Source organism: Rhodococcus sp. C1, assembly GCF_020809065.1.
In the GTDB taxonomy this organism is placed as follows: domain Bacteria; phylum Actinomycetota; class Actinomycetes; order Mycobacteriales; family Mycobacteriaceae; genus Rhodococcus_F; species Rhodococcus_F qingshengii.
This window is the reverse complement of the sequence record NZ_CP078080.1, coordinates 2668685-2682505: the sequence shown is the minus strand read 5'-3', so window position 1 is coordinate 2682505 and position 13821 is coordinate 2668685. Positions and strand designations below refer to the sequence as shown.

Here is a 13821-nt window from a genome sequence, read left to right as displayed (position 1 = left end):
CGACCGGAATCGGTGGAGCCTGACAGAATCCCAACCGTGAAGAAATGGCTGTTGTTGATCACCGCGATCCTCACCGAGGTGTCTGCGACGCTGTCGTTGCGCGCCGCCCTCGATCACCCGGCTTGGTACATCGTGGTCGTCGGCGGATATCTCGCAGCATTCACCGCCTTGTCGTTCGTCCTGCGGGAGGGCATGGGACTCGGTGTTGCATACGGAATCTGGGGCGCAACCGGAGTTGTCCTGACCGCAGTATTCGCAACTTTCCTTTTCGGAGATCCTCTGACGGCCACCATGGGCATCGGGATTGCACTGGTCATCGGCGGAGTGCTGTGCGTCGAACTCGGCTCTCAGGCTGCCGCCGACAGCGGGCCGGCGGACCCAGCATGACCTTCGTATTTCTGATCGCTGCAATTATTTCCGAGGTCACCGCGACGTTGTCACTACGGATGGCGTCGCAGGACGGCAGCGACAAACGATGGCTCGCGGTTGTCACCGTGGGGTATCTCGCCGCTTTCGCCTTCCTGACCCTCGCGCTCGACGCGGGCCTCACCATCGGCGTCGCATACGGAATCTGGACCGCATGTGGAGTGGCGTTGACGGCAATCGCATCCCGCATTCTCTTTCGCGAACCGCTGACCAGGCTCATGATGGTCGGGATCGGCCTCATCGCGGCAGGCGTGCTTCTCATCGAACTCGGTGCGAGTCACTGATCGCTGCCCACATCAGTGTAAGGTTTACCTAACTTTGCTCTGGAGGTAGTCCACGGTGCTGATCCCTGCCCTTCGTGAAATCGACGACGGTCCACAGCTGGACGACGATTCCCACTTACGGGAATCCGACCGCCACACTCCGATGGCGCGCGCCGTCCCGGCGCCGTTCCAACTCACGACGTACATCGTCGAGACCGACCACATCACCCGGTGGCCAGAGCACGCTCACATCGAGCACGAACTGATCTGGTCCGACCGCGGTGTCGTCAACATGATCATCGACAATCAACTCTGGACCGTCACGCCCGGCGTCGGCCTGTGGATCCCCCGCGGGGTCCTCCACGAAGGTCAGGCAAATCCCCACGTCGCATTCCGCGCCACGCTCTTCACCCCCGAGCTGTGGACCCCCGCCTGGAACGAACCGTGCATCGTGACACTGAGTGAGGCAGCCCGGGCACTGCTGATATACCTCGCCCACACCGGAATGCCTGCAGAACAACGCCTTCGGGCACAGCAGGTTTGTGTCGATCTCCTCACGCCGGCATCAGCACCTCACTTCGACGTACCGATCCCCCGAGATCCGCGGCTACGGATGCTCGTCGACAAAGTGCTGTCGGATCCCGCCGACGATCGATCACTCGATCAGTGGGCTCACGTTCTCAATCTCAGCCGACGTACGGTCACCCGGATTTTTGCCGCGGAACTCGCCTTGAGCTTTGCGCAGTGGCGCACTCTGGTTCGTATGAGCACGGCCCTCGGCATGCTCGGGACCGGAATGAGTGTGAACGCCGTCAGCCGCCGTGTCGGTTACGGGACGTCGAGTTCCTTCATCGCCGCTTTTCGCAAGACGGTCGGCTACACCCCCGGCAATGCGCTCGCCGCTGTCAACTGACTCGAGCCTGACCTGTTGTCGACATCGGCTGGCCCCTTCGCTACACGCACGCGCCCTACATTCACTTAGGTAAGCCTGCTCTCATGCGCGTACTGCGCTGAGTCGTGCAAGCACTTCCCTGATCAATCCCGAGGAGTTTCGCGTGTTCAGATCTGCCCGTCAGAGAATTCGTCCCCAGCGGAGGCGACGAATCGTTGTTGCGCTCATGCTGGCGGCGGCACTGCCTCTGACCGCCTGCACACAGTCGTCATCGGACGCCCAGGAAAACAATTCATCGGCATCCGCCGTCGAGGACGGCGCCTATCCCGTGACGATCAAGCACGCTTTCGGCGGGACCACCATCGACAAGGAGCCGACACGGATCCTCACCCTCGATTCCGCAGCGGCAGACACGGTCATCGCCCTGGGTGTCACTCCGATCGCGATGCAGAAGGACTCTTGGGCCGGCGACGCCGACGGGTTCCTGCCGTGGACCCGCGCCGAACTCGAAAAGTCGGGCCAGACGCTGCCCACGCCTGCGCCGTACTACTCCGACAGCGGCGAGCTACTGTTCGAGCAGATTCTCAATGCCGCGCCTGATCTGATTCTTGCCCCGTACTCGGGCTTCTCCGAGCAGGATTACCAGCGCCTGAGCTCGATCGCCCCGACCCTCCCGTACGACACCAAGCCGTATCAGCCCAGCTCGTGGCAAAACCTCGCCACCGATGTCGGCAAGGCACTCGGGCGTCCCGCTCAAACCGCGGCGCTGATCAAGTCGGTTGAGGAATCGGTCCAGGAATCGAAGGCGAGTCATCCCGAATTCAACGGAGTCACTTTCGCCTTCGGTTCCTACATCCGTGAAGGAGAAACCGAAACCGCCATCTACGGTCCGGACGATCCGCGCGTCAAGTTTGTCGAAAACCTCGGGCTCACAGTCGCTCCCGACGTGGTGAACGGCGCCAAGAACTTTGCCGGCGACTCGTTCCTTTTCGGCATCAGTATGGAAAAGCTCGACACGATCGACACCGACGTGTATCTCGGTTGGGCAAGCGATCAGTCGGAAGTCGACAGCACATTGGCCAACACTCTGTTCTCGCGGTGGCCGGTCATCGCCAACGGCAAGGACCTGTGGATCACCGACAATCGCCTGACTGCAGCGACAATGTACGTCAGCCTTCTGAGTGTTCCGTGGGCGACCGACGAACTCGTGCCACAGTTGACCGAACTGGTCGCAAAATAGCAGCCCGCTCGGTCTGATCAAGCAACTGAAGGCCACTCACCGCGAAGTGTCGCGAAAACCACGGTGTCGGTCCACTCGTTCTTGATCCACGCGTTCTGCCGAAAATGTCCCTCTCGCCTCATACCGATCCGCTGCGCGAGTCGCGCCGAGGATTCGTTTCTCGAATCCATTCGCGCGACCACGCGGCGCAATCGGGGTGTCGCGAACGCGAGGTCGATCAGAGCGGTCACTGCTTCCGTCGCGAATCCTCGGCCGCCGAACTCGGGCGAAAATGCCCACCCGAGTTCGGCGGTGTGCTCGACTTCGGCTGTGCAATCAGATTCTTCGACTCGCCAAGCACTCACGCTTCCGACAACCCGGCCCCCGTACTCGACAACAAGTGCCACCGCGCCCGATGCCAGGTCGCGGCGAGACATTCTGGTCTGCACGGCCTCCCGAGCCTCCGCGAGACTCCAGGGTTCGTTGAGCAAATATCGGCATACGTCGCTGCGCCCGTAGAAGGTGAGAAGATCCCGGTGATCGTCTGGGCGGTAGGTACGGAGCACCAGCCGGTCCGTCCGGATCACACCCGGTGCAGGCCTCATCGCCACACCTACGTCCGCCATATCCATGCCGTCACGGTAGGTTCTTTCGAATTCGTAGGCGAATGAATATCGCAATGCTGTGCAGCGCTCAATGTTTGATTTGCCCTCCGACGGGCTACTTCACCACCGTAAAAGGTCGGGACAGGGAAATATGCCAGGCTATTTCGCGCTTGAAATCTAGGGGCGGTCATGTCCGAGGATTCACTGGTAAAGCAGGGTGTGGCAAAAGGAAGCGCGCTGGGCGGAGCCGTTCTCCTCATCACAGTCGGCGTGCTCGAAATCCTCCAAGGCATCTCGGCGATATCGGAGGACGACGTGACAGTCGTCGGCCCGGAATACACGTACCAATTCGACCTCACTTCGTGGGGATGGATCCACCTCGTACTCGGCGTGCTCGTCACCGCTGTCGGAATCATGCTCTTCACCGGCGCGACGTGGGCACGGGTAGGCGCGATAGTCATCTGTTCTCTGTCGATCCTCGCGAATTTCCTGTGGCTACCCCACTCGCCGTGGTGGTCGATCATCATCATCGCGCTCGACGTATTCGTCATCTGGGCCGTCGCGACCTGGAATCCCGAGGTCATCTGAGGTCACCCGCCGAATCATCTTCGCAGTTCAGCATTTCAACTGTGCGCCAGTAGTTTCCGTCCCGGGAGGACCATCATGGCAAACGGCACGAGCGACGGACCACTCCAGGAGGACGAACGTGCCGAACTAGCCCGGTTGCGCGAAGAGGTTGCAACACTTCGCGAGCAGACTTCCAGCGCCCGCGAAACGACCGTCGAGAAAGTCTCCCGACCACCTCGACATGGGCTGCGGTGGACCGCGGTGACAATCCTGCTGGTGCTGGTCGCACTGCTCGCAGTCTTGTCGGTAACCACCCGCTTCGTACGTAGTCAGATCCTCGACACGGACCGCTACGTCAGCACGGTAGCGCCACTGGGTGAGAATCCAGCCGTGCAAGCGGAGATCACGAATCAAGTCACGGACGAGATCTTCGATCGCGTCGACGTCGAAGGGCTCACCACCGAGGCACTCACAGCATTGACGGACGTGTCGAATCTCGAAGCCAACGCCCCTCGCGTGGACCAGGCGTTGGTGGGTTTGGCACCGGTGATCGCCGGCCAGGCGAAGAGTTTCGTCCACGACACAGTGGCCTCGCTCGTTCGGACGCAGCAGTTCGAAGACCTTTGGATTCAGGCGAACCGAGCGGCGCACAACTCCCTCGTCGCCGTCATGACCGGAAACTACGGACCCGACTCGGTCGAGGTCGACCAGAGCGGAACGGTCAGCATTTCACTGAGCACGATCATCGACCGGGTGAAAACGGCGCTGACCGACCGCGGCTTCGCTTTCGCAGACAAAATCCCGTCCGTGGACAAGGAGTTTGTTCTCTTCCAGTCCCCCGAGCTGGTGAAGGCGCAGCGAGCCGTCTCGGCACTCGACAAGGTCTCGGCGGTGCTGCCGTGGTTGGGAATCGCTTGCGCAGCAGCCGCTGTCGCCGTTGCGCCAACCGGTCGCAGGCTTCGTACGCTGTCCCTGGTCGGTCTGTCGATTGCGTTGGGAATGCTTGTTCTTGCGATCGGAATTCTGATCGGACGTGCAATCTACCTCGACAGTGTCCCTACCGATATCCTCTCGCCAGACGCCGCCACCGCTGTCATCGACACAGTTCTGGTTCCGCTTCGGACGAGCCTTCGCGCGGTTGCGCTCCTCGGTGTGGTGGTGGGGCTCGGCGCCTACCTGATCGGTGGGTCGTCGTCGGCGATCGCCGTTCGTCGAGGCTACGGGCAGGCGTTGGACTTCGTCCGGCATTCTGCAAGCGGCCGAACGCCGAATCAGGTGGAGCGGTGGGCCAATCAGCTTCGTATCCCACTGCGCTGTGCCATCATCGGCATCGCCGCACTGTTGCTGCTCTTCTGGCGCTACCCCACCGGATTGGTCGTTGGTTGGATCGTCGTCATTGCGCTCGTTGCTCTCGTCGCACTGGAAGTATTGGTTCGTCCCGCACGCGCCGCCGCGCAGGACGCCGCGCCTGACGACGGCGGAACCGACGACGCCAGGCCCGGGGCAGAAGATACGAAAACTACGCCAGCGCCTTTGCCTTGATGGCCTGGAATTCCTCTTCGTTGATCGCGCCTGAGTCGAGAAGCTCTCTGGCGTCGGCGATCTGCTGAGTCGGCGATTTCCCGGCGACCTTTCGAATGTAATCACTCTGCGCGTGTATGTGCTGTTGAGCGGCTTCCATCGACCGCCTCGTCATTCCGTCATTCTTGACGACCACGTAGATCATCGCGGACAGGAATGGAATGACGAAGAGGAATATCATCCACAACGCCTTGGCCCAGCCTGAAGTCTCGTGATCACGGAACAAGTCGGTGATGATCGAGAACAACACGCTCAAGTACGCCACAAAGGCAAAGCAGACGAAGATGAACCAGAAGAATTCCCAGAAGCCTTCCATGTCAACGCTCCCTGTACTCGGTTTTACACATCAGGAGTTCGGGAGGCTGACGTTCCGCGCCTGAGCTCCTGCATTCGGCCAGAACTCCCTGGTCCAAGGTCATTTCAGTATGCGCCGACGATCCCCGTTCCGGCTACAGCTCGAGAGAGTTCAGACTCGCCGACCGCTCATCCATTATCGGAATCACGATTCTCCGATCCGAGATCTCTTGTCTGGCCGCCTTTTCGACCAGAAGAGGCACGAAGTCGCGGATCCGACATCCCGCAAAACGCTGGTGAATTGTTCGCACTCTGTTTTCGATCTCCGGTGGAGGAACGGCGGGATAGCGGGAAATCAGGCGAGTGATCACCCGCTCGACGTGGAGCAACTCTTCGTCGCCAGTCATCCATTAATGGTCGTCCGTCCAGCCGAGCACGTCAAGACTCGGAAAGGGTTCGAAAACAACACGATTCGGGTCTCGATTGCAAAGAGAATAGGTTCACCGAATATGGGGCATACACATAAGGGCGGACGGTTCCCCGCGCGCTCGCGTTGCGCTCATGATGCCAGGGAGTGGAAGTGGGAAAGAACGCTCGGATTCTTCACGACGACACCCCGTCGACCCTTACCGACGACGCGCCGCCCGTGGCAGAAAAGCCGATGAAGAACAAGGTGTACCGCCGCAAACTCAAGCCGTTGCACGGCGAACTCGTGGCTTTGCAGGAGTGGGTCAAATCGTCTGGAGCCAAGGTCTGCATCGTATTCGAAGGTCGAGATACCGCGGGGAAGGGCGGTGTCATCAAAGCCATCACCGAGCGAGTGAGTCCGCGAGTGTTCCGGGTCGTTGCGTTACCCGCCCCGACCGAGCGAGAGCATTCGCAGATGTACGTCCAGCGCTACGTCCCGCATCTTCCGGCTGCCGGTGAGATCGTCATCTTCGACCGAAGTTGGTACAACCGTGCCGGTGTAGAACGAGTAATGGGCTTTTGCACCGAAGAACAAGCACATCAATTTCTCCAGCTCATTCCGACCGTCGAACGCGCGATCGTCGAATCGGGAGTCATTCTGCTCAAGTACTGGCTCGAGGTCAGCGAAGAACAGCAGCTCTTACGTCTGCAGAGCCGGATCGACGACCCTCGAAAGATCTGGAAGCTGTCGAATCTCGATCTGAAGTCGTTCAGTCATTGGTACGACTACTCGCGTGCCCGCGACGAGATGTTTCGCTTCACCGACACCGGCTGGGCGCCATGGTATGTCGCAAACAACAATGACAAGAAACGCGGACGACTCAACATCATCAGCCACATTCTGAGTCAGATCCCCTACGAGCCCGTGCAATCCACGGACATCACCCTGCCGAAACGGCAGAAGGCTCACGGCTACCAGACGCCCAAACAACCGCTGCACTGGATTCCGACCCGGTATTGACGATCGCCAAGGAAAGGATGTGCGGTCATGAGCCCCACGCCGTGGCATGCGCAGAGTGGCGAATCAGTCGTGTCCGTACTGCAGTCGGACCCGGAGCGCGGACTGCAGTCGGATGAGGCCGACCAACGGCGACGACGCTACGGGTCGAACGAAATCACCTCGACGCCACCGCCGTCGACGTGGTCGATCGCGCTGTTGCAGCTGAAAGATCCGATGAACTTGATGCTCGTCGCCGTGGCCGCGGTCAGCATCGCCATCGGTGAAGTGCCGACAGCAATCGTGGTGGCGGTGCTCGTCGTGCTCAACATCGTCCTCGGAACTCGACAGGAGTTGAAGGCACGGGCCAGCGTCGACGCCCTCGCCAAGATGCAGACGCCCCAAGCACGGGTCATTCGTGACGGGAACCTGATTCAACTCGACGCTACCGAACTGGTGCCGGGTGACATCGTCCAAGTCGAGGCAGGAGACATCATCGCTGCCGACGGACGGTTGCTCGCCACCACCACCCTGGAGACGCAGGAAGCCGCATTGACCGGGGAAAGCGCGCCGATACCGAAGGACCCGAATACGCTGAACAACGCGGATATTCCGCTCGGAGACCGCAGCAATCTGGTCTTCCAGAACACCTCGGTCACCCGCGGCACGGCGACCATGGTGGTCACCGAGACCGGGATGCAGACGCAGATAGGCCAGATCGCGTCGATGTTGTCGGCGGTCGCCCCTGGCAAGTCGCCACTTCAACGTGAATTGGACTCTCTCACCAAACTTCTCGGAATCATCGCGTGGACGGCAGTGATCGTCATCGTCGTCATCGGGCTCCTTCGTGGGCAGGACCTGACTACGCTTCTGCTCCTTGGTATCGCAATGGGAGTGTCCGCGATTCCGACCGGCCTGCCAACATTCGTCCAGGCGATGCTGGCCTACGGTGCCCGTCAACTGGCCGACGCCAAGGCCGTCGTGAAGAACCTGACCGACGTCGAAACACTCGGCGCGACCAGTGCAATCAACTCGGACAAGACCGGCACGCTGACCATGAACCAGATGACCGTCCGATCGCTGTACGTCCACGGCCGTTGGTACACGGTCGACGGCGAAGGCTACGCCAAAGCGGGAAGGATCACGCAGGTTGCCGGCGAGGCACCACCCGACTTCACCCTTCTCGCATACGGACTGTGTCTCGACAGCGATGCAACGGTTTCCGATTCCGGGGAAGTTGTCGGCGACCCGACCGAGGCCGCGCTCGTGGTGCTCGCGGCAAAGATCGGTGCCGACGCCCCACTCACCAGACGGACCTACCCGCGGGTGGCGACGGTTCCGTTCGATTCCGCGTACAAGTTCATGGCCACGTACCACCACCTCGAAGTCGACGGCGTAAGTCAGTTCGTCGGATTGGTCAAAGGCGGACCCGATGTCGTCCTCGCTCGGTGTTCTTCGGCCTTTCTCCCCGGCCGTCGGCAGGTCCCGATCGAGGAAGTCCGAGACGAACTCACGGCAGCAAATCAGTCCATGTCCGAAAAGGGTCTTCGGGTGCTGGCATTCGCGGTCAGACGCCTCGACGGACGGGAAGACGCTGTCGTGGCCGACCCCATGTCCTGCGTCGAGGACCTGACGTTTGTCGGTATGGCAGGCATCATCGACCCGCTGCGTCCGGAGGCGGTCGATTCGGTGCGAACCGCACACCGGGCCGGCATCGAGGTCCGCATGATCACCGGCGACCATGCCATCACCGCCGCAGCGATCGGTGCCGAACTCGGACTCGGCCCGGGCTCGGTGGGCGGCGGCGAGTTGCAAGCGATGACCGATGAAGAACTATCGACCGCGTTGCCGAACCTGCACGTGTTCGGCCGCGTCACTCCGCAGGACAAACTTCGCTTGGTCGATGTCATGCAGAGCGGTGGCGCCGTCGTCGCGATGACCGGAGACGCGGTCAACGACGCCGCCGCGTTGAAGAAGGCAGACATCGGCGTCGCCATGGGCTCGGGCAGTGAGGTGACCAAACAGGCGGGCAAGATGGTGCTCACCGACGACAACTTCGGTACCCTCATCACCGCGATCACTTTGGGCCGCAACATCTACGGAAAAATCGTCTCATACATCCGGTACCAGATGTCGAAACTCTTCTCCTTGGTTCTCCTCTTCCTCGCTGCGAGCATCTTCAACATCAACGAGGGTGTGGCACTGACGCCACTGATGGTGCTGTTCCAGCACTTCTTCATCACACTGTTCCCCGTCGCCGTGATCATGCTCGACCCGCCGCCACCGGATCTGATGAACAAGCCTCCGCGCGATCCCAAGATGCCAATCGCACATCGAAGCGCAGTCGCTCAGTGGCTCGCGTACGGTGTCCTGCAATTTGCCGTGACACTCGCGGCGATGCTTCTCGCACCCGGTGAAATGAGTACTTCCGAGGCGAATGTTCCCATGACCACAGCATTCGTAGTGCTCTCTCTCGGTTCGATTCTCGCGGGGCTGACTATGCGGCGTGATCCCGAGTCCGGCGTGGTTCCACCGGTGCTCGGTGCCATCAAGATCTTGACGATCCCCACGGTCGTGACCGTATTCGCCGTCGAGGCGGGCGTCCTCCAGGACCTCCTCATGACAACCTCACTGACCGGCGCCCAGTGGCTCGCCTGCCTGGGTTGGTCGCTGATCATCCCGGTTGTCGTCGAGTTGGACAAGGCAATTCGACGCCGCCGCCTCGCACAGGCACCTGCGCCCCTCCCTGCGACCACCGCGGTTGCCCCCGAGCGCGCCCGTTCGCTCCACTGAGGGAGGACAATCAAACGATGATGTGGGCGGAGAGTCTAGGTCGGCTACCGGGCGTCGCGACTGCCCGTGGGTATCGCCGCGAGTGGTTGCGAACAGACGTCACTGCCGGACTCGTCTTGACTGCCCTGCTCATCCCGGCAGGCATGGGCTACGCCGAGGCCGCCGGGTTGCCTGCGTACGCCGGGCTGTACGCCACCATCGTGCCTTTGCTCGCGTACGCGGTAGTCGGGCCCTCGAAAATCCTTGTACTCGGACCTGATTCGTCACTGGCGCCGCTGATTGCCGCCGCGGTCATACCGCTGGCAGTGGTCGGCGATTCGGAGAATGCGCTTGCACTAGCCGGTGTTCTCGCCATTCTTGTCGGACTCATCCTCGTGATCGGCGGATTCCTTCGTCTCGGCTTCGTGACCGAACTCCTCTCGAAACCGATCCGCCTCGGCTACCTCAACGCCATTGCACTCGTCGTCGTAGTTGGTCAGATTCCCAAGCTGCTCGGATTCTCCGTCGACGCGTCCGGTCTACTCGGTGAAATCGGCGGGATCTCAAAGGCCCTGGTGGGTGGCGACGTCGACCCCCTCGCTGCCGCCATCGGTGTCGGTTCGCTAGTCGTCATAGTCGCCTTCCGGCTCTGGGTACCTGTTGTTCCCGGCGTTCTGGTGGCCGTTGTCGCGGCCATAGTCTTGTCCGCTGCCGCCGGTCTCACCGATGACATCGGCATGGTCGGCGCACTGCCGGAAGGACTCCCCCTCCCTTCCGTCGGTGGAGTCACGTGGCAGGACGTCGGCCATCTGATCGGGCCCGCCGCCGGTATCGCATTGATTGCCTTCGCCGACACCGGCGTTCTCTCGCGCACCTTCGCCGCCCGCCACGGCGAGGACGTGAACGGCAGTACCGAAATGAAGGCGATCGGTGTCGCGAACGTGGCCGGCGGGCTGTTCGGCGGGTTCCCGATCTCGGCGAGCGGGTCACGAACTCCGGTAGCCGAACAGAGTGGGGCGCACACACAATTGGCCGGCGTCGTCGGGGCGCTCGCGGTCCTGGTGTTCGTCCTCGTCGCTCCCGGACTCACGGCATATCTGCCCGATGCAACACTGGCCGCCGTCGTCATCGTCGCCGCGTGTGCACTGATCGACGTGGGCGGCATGGTCCGCATGTGGCGCATGAGCACCGTGGAATTCGGCCTCGCCGTCGCGGCGTTTCTGGGCGTCGCCCTGGTCGGTGTGCTACAAGGCATCCTTGTTGCGATCGGACTGTCCTTCGCAGCGGTCATCGCGCAGGTATGGCAGCCACATCGAACCGAACTCGTCGAGACGGGCGAACCCACCGGATTCCACGACATCGAACGCCATCCAGATGGGCATCGCATCCCCGGCCTGGTGTTGGTGAGGTTTGACGCGCCACTGTTTTTCGCGAACGGCGAGATCTTCGACGAGTACGTTCGCTCCGTCGTCGCCAAGGCGCCAGATCCGGTCGACTGGGTGGTTATAGCCGCCGAACCGATCACCGGACTCGACACAACGGCAGTCGACGAACTCGTCGATCTGGATACATTCCTCGAAGGCAAAGGAATTCGGTTGGCATTCGCAGAGATGAAAGGTCCGATCAAGGATCGACTCATCCGATTCGGAGTCGGGGATCGATTCGATTCGACGCACTTCTACCCGACCGTCGAAGCCGCCGTGAACGCATTCCGCACCCGAACCGGCGACTGACAAACGCCAGGCAGTCGGGAGCCGTGGCTGCATTGGGTACCGTTTGGTATGGGATTCACGACGGACAATGTTCCGGCACGCCGTATCGCTCAGGTCGCCGGCGTGGGCGGTATCGCCGTCGGCGTTGTCGCGCTGATCGCGTTGTACTCCACCAAGCCGATCAACCCGTTGATCGCCGTGGCCTCCTTCGTCCCGATACTGCTTGCGGTCACACTCGCAGCGTCCCTGATATGCCTGGTCTTTCGCCGCTGGATCCTGCTGGCGATCTCGGTGGTACTGATTGCGGTGGGCGCGTCGGTGATCAGTCCACTGTATGTGGCAAACAGTTCCGAAATCGACGGGCCGACTCTGCGCGTAATGCAAGCAAATCTTCTCTTCGGGCAGGCAGATCCCGCCAGTTTGACTGCGACGGTGCGCGAGAAGGCAGTCGACGTCCTGACGGTTCAGGAACTGACCACATCACTCGAAGGCTCTCTCAGAGATCAAGGACTCGAGCAACTGCTGCCGCATCACTACTTGGTACCGGACGAGGCCGGCGGGGGTGGCGCCGGTATTTACAGCCGTTATCCGCTGACGGACACTCGGGAATTGAACGGATTCGGACCGACCAATCTTGTTGCCGAAGTGGGCTTCTCAACTTCGTTCACCCTTCTGGCGGTTCACCCCGGACCGGCGTACGTGACCCCGCCCGACGTGTGGACTGCCGAGCTGAGCACTTTGCGAAACGCGCTCGACGCTGCTGCCGCCGAGGAAACCGTCATCGTCAGTGGCGACTTCAACACCACATTCACGCACAAGCAATTCCGTGACCTCCTCGATGTCGGCTACTCCGATGCCGCAGACCAATTGGGAGTAGGCATCGTGCGCACCTATCCGGCGGACAAGAAATTTCCCGCGATCGTCGGCATCGACCATGTACTTCTGCGGGGCGGTCAGGCGAAGTCACTCGAGCGGATCGAGATCGAAGGTTCCGATCACTTCGGCTTGATCGTCGACGTGGCGATCCCCAACTAGTCGGAGAGCACCCGACCCGCGCGAACGAGTTGCGGATCACCCGTGCTTCGGCATGCTTCGACCCGACACATCGATCGTCCGATGCAGGTGATGCGGCGTACGCAGGACGATCGACCGGTCCACCACGGATACGCCCGGAAACTGCTCGGCGAGATAACCTTCCAGACGCTGCACGTCGTCGATCGAGCGCAGCCACACCGCCAATGCGATGTCGTAGCTGCCGATCGTAGAAGCAACAAGCCTCGCCTCACGCAGGTGCGAAAGACGCTGAGCAATTGCCTCCTTTCGCCCGTCGAGACGTAAGAAGTACCAGGCGTAGACCGGCCAGCCGGAGTAGGGCCGAGCAATCTCCGTGCGGACGACCAGTCGCCCCGTCGACAGCTCGTGAGAAAGGAGCGCCCCAGCGCGAGCCGGCGTGACTCCGAGGGCCGCAGCGAGTGCCGAGACGGTGACACGTGGTTCGCGAGAAAGAATGTCGAACAGCTGCGACTGTTCCTCTTCGCCGGCGCGTACACCACGAATCTTTCCCGCCGGGGCCGACTCGAGCGCGGCAATTTCTTCCGCATCGAGAGCACGTAGACGCCAGTTCCTCGCGTCGGAGTTCGCCGAGGACACGATCTGAGTTCGCATCGCGGTGATCATCGGCAGGGATTGTGTTCGCTCCAACACGTACCTGGACAATTGATCGAGGTCAGTGCAGGTGAGCGTGACGAGCAGATCCCGATTGCCGGTTGTGAGATCGACTGTGAGAACTTCGGGATCGTGCGCGATCTGTTCGGCAACGCTCATGGTCTGTGCCGGTGCGCATTCGATCTCGAGAAGTGCGGTCGCCGACACGATGGGTCCACCACGGTACGCAGCGATCCACGCTATTCCTTGCGAGTGCAGACGCTCCCAACGCCTGGTCAGGGTGACCGGGTCGGAACCGATCGCGCGTGAAAGCTCGGACCACGACGCTCGCGGCCTGATCTGCAGTGCGTTCAACAGCCGAAGATCGTCGTCCTTGAGCATCTGATCCTGCACCGAGGACCTCACTTTCAAAAGAATGCT

Annotated in this window: 14 protein-coding genes; 10 read left to right on the top strand and 4 right to left on the bottom strand. The window is 61.3% G+C overall.

Annotated elements, in window-relative coordinates; translation table 11 throughout:
• The first annotated feature begins 36 nt into the window (after window positions 1–36).
• The 4 genes from KTR60_RS12410 (at window position 37) to KTR60_RS12395 (ending at window position 2821) form a co-directional block, all read left to right on the top strand.
• Window positions 37–387, top strand: coding sequence for a DMT family transporter (locus KTR60_RS12410; protein ID WP_064073692.1), 351 nt, complete (start codon window positions 37–39; stop codon window positions 385–387).
• The gene (locus tag KTR60_RS12405; RefSeq protein ID WP_003942819.1) at window positions 384–710 is read left to right on the top strand and encodes a DMT family transporter; all 327 of its coding nucleotides are present in this window, start codon (window positions 384–386) and stop codon (window positions 708–710) included. Before KTR60_RS12410 ends, KTR60_RS12405 begins: the two co-directional genes overlap by 4 nt.
• Window positions 711–765: 55 nt before the next feature.
• Window positions 766–1602 carry a helix-turn-helix transcriptional regulator gene (locus tag KTR60_RS12400; RefSeq protein ID WP_064112707.1) on the top strand — a complete coding sequence of 279 codons (837 nt, stop codon included), beginning with the start codon at window positions 766–768 and terminating at the stop codon, window positions 1600–1602.
• Window positions 1603–1744: 142 nt separating this feature from the next.
• Window positions 1745–2821: an iron-siderophore ABC transporter substrate-binding protein gene (locus tag KTR60_RS12395; protein ID WP_223304443.1), complete on the top strand. Its 1077-nt coding sequence runs from the start codon at window positions 1745–1747 to the stop codon at window positions 2819–2821.
• Between the two features lie 17 nt (window positions 2822–2838).
• On the opposite strand, the gene KTR60_RS12390 is transcribed toward KTR60_RS12395, so the two are convergent.
• A complete protein-coding gene (locus tag KTR60_RS12390; protein ID WP_082900842.1) occupies window positions 2839–3432 on the bottom strand; it encodes a GNAT family N-acetyltransferase in 594 nt (197 codons plus the stop codon).
• Between the two features lie 162 nt (window positions 3433–3594).
• Here KTR60_RS12390 and KTR60_RS12385 point away from each other — a divergent pair, with 162 nt between their 5' ends.
• Both KTR60_RS12385 and KTR60_RS12380 read left to right on the top strand, forming a co-directional pair.
• Window positions 3595–3993: a hypothetical protein gene (locus KTR60_RS12385; RefSeq protein ID WP_007734954.1), complete on the top strand. Its 399-nt coding sequence runs from the start codon at window positions 3595–3597 to the stop codon at window positions 3991–3993.
• A 75-nt stretch (window positions 3994–4068) separates the two neighbouring features.
• The gene (locus tag KTR60_RS12380; RefSeq protein ID WP_064112706.1) at window positions 4069–5514 is read left to right on the top strand and encodes a hypothetical protein; all 1446 of its coding nucleotides are present in this window, start codon (window positions 4069–4071) and stop codon (window positions 5512–5514) included.
• Here KTR60_RS12380 and KTR60_RS12375 read toward each other — a convergent pair.
• Both KTR60_RS12375 and KTR60_RS12370 read right to left on the bottom strand, forming a co-directional pair.
• On the bottom strand, window positions 5492–5869 hold the full coding sequence (locus tag KTR60_RS12375) for an SHOCT domain-containing protein (protein ID WP_003942794.1): 378 nt from the start codon (window positions 5867–5869) through the stop codon (window positions 5492–5494). The genes KTR60_RS12380 and KTR60_RS12375 overlap by 23 nt on opposite strands.
• Before the next feature lie 133 nt (window positions 5870–6002).
• Complete coding sequence (locus KTR60_RS12370) at window positions 6003–6254, bottom strand: three-helix bundle dimerization domain-containing protein (protein ID WP_007734945.1); 252 nt, start codon at window positions 6252–6254, stop codon at window positions 6003–6005.
• Window positions 6255–6445: 191 nt separating this feature from the next.
• On the opposite strand from KTR60_RS12370, the gene ppk2 reads away from it, so the two are divergent.
• The 4 genes from ppk2 to KTR60_RS12350 are packed head-to-tail and all read left to right on the top strand — an operon-like array spanning window position 6446 to window position 12771.
• Complete coding sequence (ppk2, locus tag KTR60_RS12365) at window positions 6446–7276, top strand: polyphosphate kinase 2 (RefSeq protein WP_228402274.1); 831 nt, start codon at window positions 6446–6448, stop codon at window positions 7274–7276.
• 27 nt (window positions 7277–7303) lie between these two features.
• Complete coding sequence (locus tag KTR60_RS12360; protein ID WP_228402204.1) at window positions 7304–10045, top strand: cation-translocating P-type ATPase; 2742 nt, start codon at window positions 7304–7306, stop codon at window positions 10043–10045.
• Between the two features lie 17 nt (window positions 10046–10062).
• A complete protein-coding gene (locus tag KTR60_RS12355; protein WP_058038641.1) occupies window positions 10063–11757 on the top strand; it encodes a SulP family inorganic anion transporter in 1695 nt (564 codons plus the stop codon).
• 48 nt (window positions 11758–11805) lie between these two features.
• Window positions 11806–12771, top strand: coding sequence for an endonuclease/exonuclease/phosphatase family protein (locus KTR60_RS12350; RefSeq protein WP_116056849.1), 966 nt, complete (start codon window positions 11806–11808; stop codon window positions 12769–12771).
• A 36-nt stretch (window positions 12772–12807) separates the two neighbouring features.
• On the opposite strand, the gene KTR60_RS12345 is transcribed toward KTR60_RS12350, so the two are convergent.
• Entirely contained in the window at window positions 12808–13806 is a 999-nt protein-coding gene (locus KTR60_RS12345; RefSeq protein WP_228402203.1) for an Lrp/AsnC family transcriptional regulator, read from the bottom strand.
• Between the last annotated feature and the right edge of the window lie 15 nt (window positions 13807–13821).

Excerpts from the sequence above, each read along its gene's own strand:
- KTR60_RS12405 (WP_003942819.1), top strand. The coding sequence starts at position 384 with ATGACCTTCGTATTTCTGATCGCTGCAATTATTTCCGAGGTCACCGCG.
- KTR60_RS12390 (WP_082900842.1), bottom strand. The coding sequence starts at position 3,432 with ATGGATATGGCGGACGTAGGTGTGGCGATGAGGCCTGCACCGGGTGTG.
- KTR60_RS12385 (WP_007734954.1), top strand. The coding sequence starts at position 3,595 with ATGTCCGAGGATTCACTGGTAAAGCAGGGTGTGGCAAAAGGAAGCGCG.
- KTR60_RS12380 (WP_064112706.1), top strand. The coding sequence starts at position 4,069 with ATGGCAAACGGCACGAGCGACGGACCACTCCAGGAGGACGAACGTGCC.
- KTR60_RS12375 (WP_003942794.1), bottom strand. The coding sequence starts at position 5,869 with ATGGAAGGCTTCTGGGAATTCTTCTGGTTCATCTTCGTCTGCTTTGCC.
- KTR60_RS12370 (WP_007734945.1), bottom strand. The coding sequence starts at position 6,254 with ATGACTGGCGACGAAGAGTTGCTCCACGTCGAGCGGGTGATCACTCGC.
- KTR60_RS12360 (WP_228402204.1), top strand. The coding sequence starts at position 7,304 with ATGAGCCCCACGCCGTGGCATGCGCAGAGTGGCGAATCAGTCGTGTCC.
- KTR60_RS12355 (WP_058038641.1), top strand. The coding sequence starts at position 10,063 with ATGATGTGGGCGGAGAGTCTAGGTCGGCTACCGGGCGTCGCGACTGCC.
- KTR60_RS12350 (WP_116056849.1), top strand. The coding sequence starts at position 11,806 with ATGGGATTCACGACGGACAATGTTCCGGCACGCCGTATCGCTCAGGTC.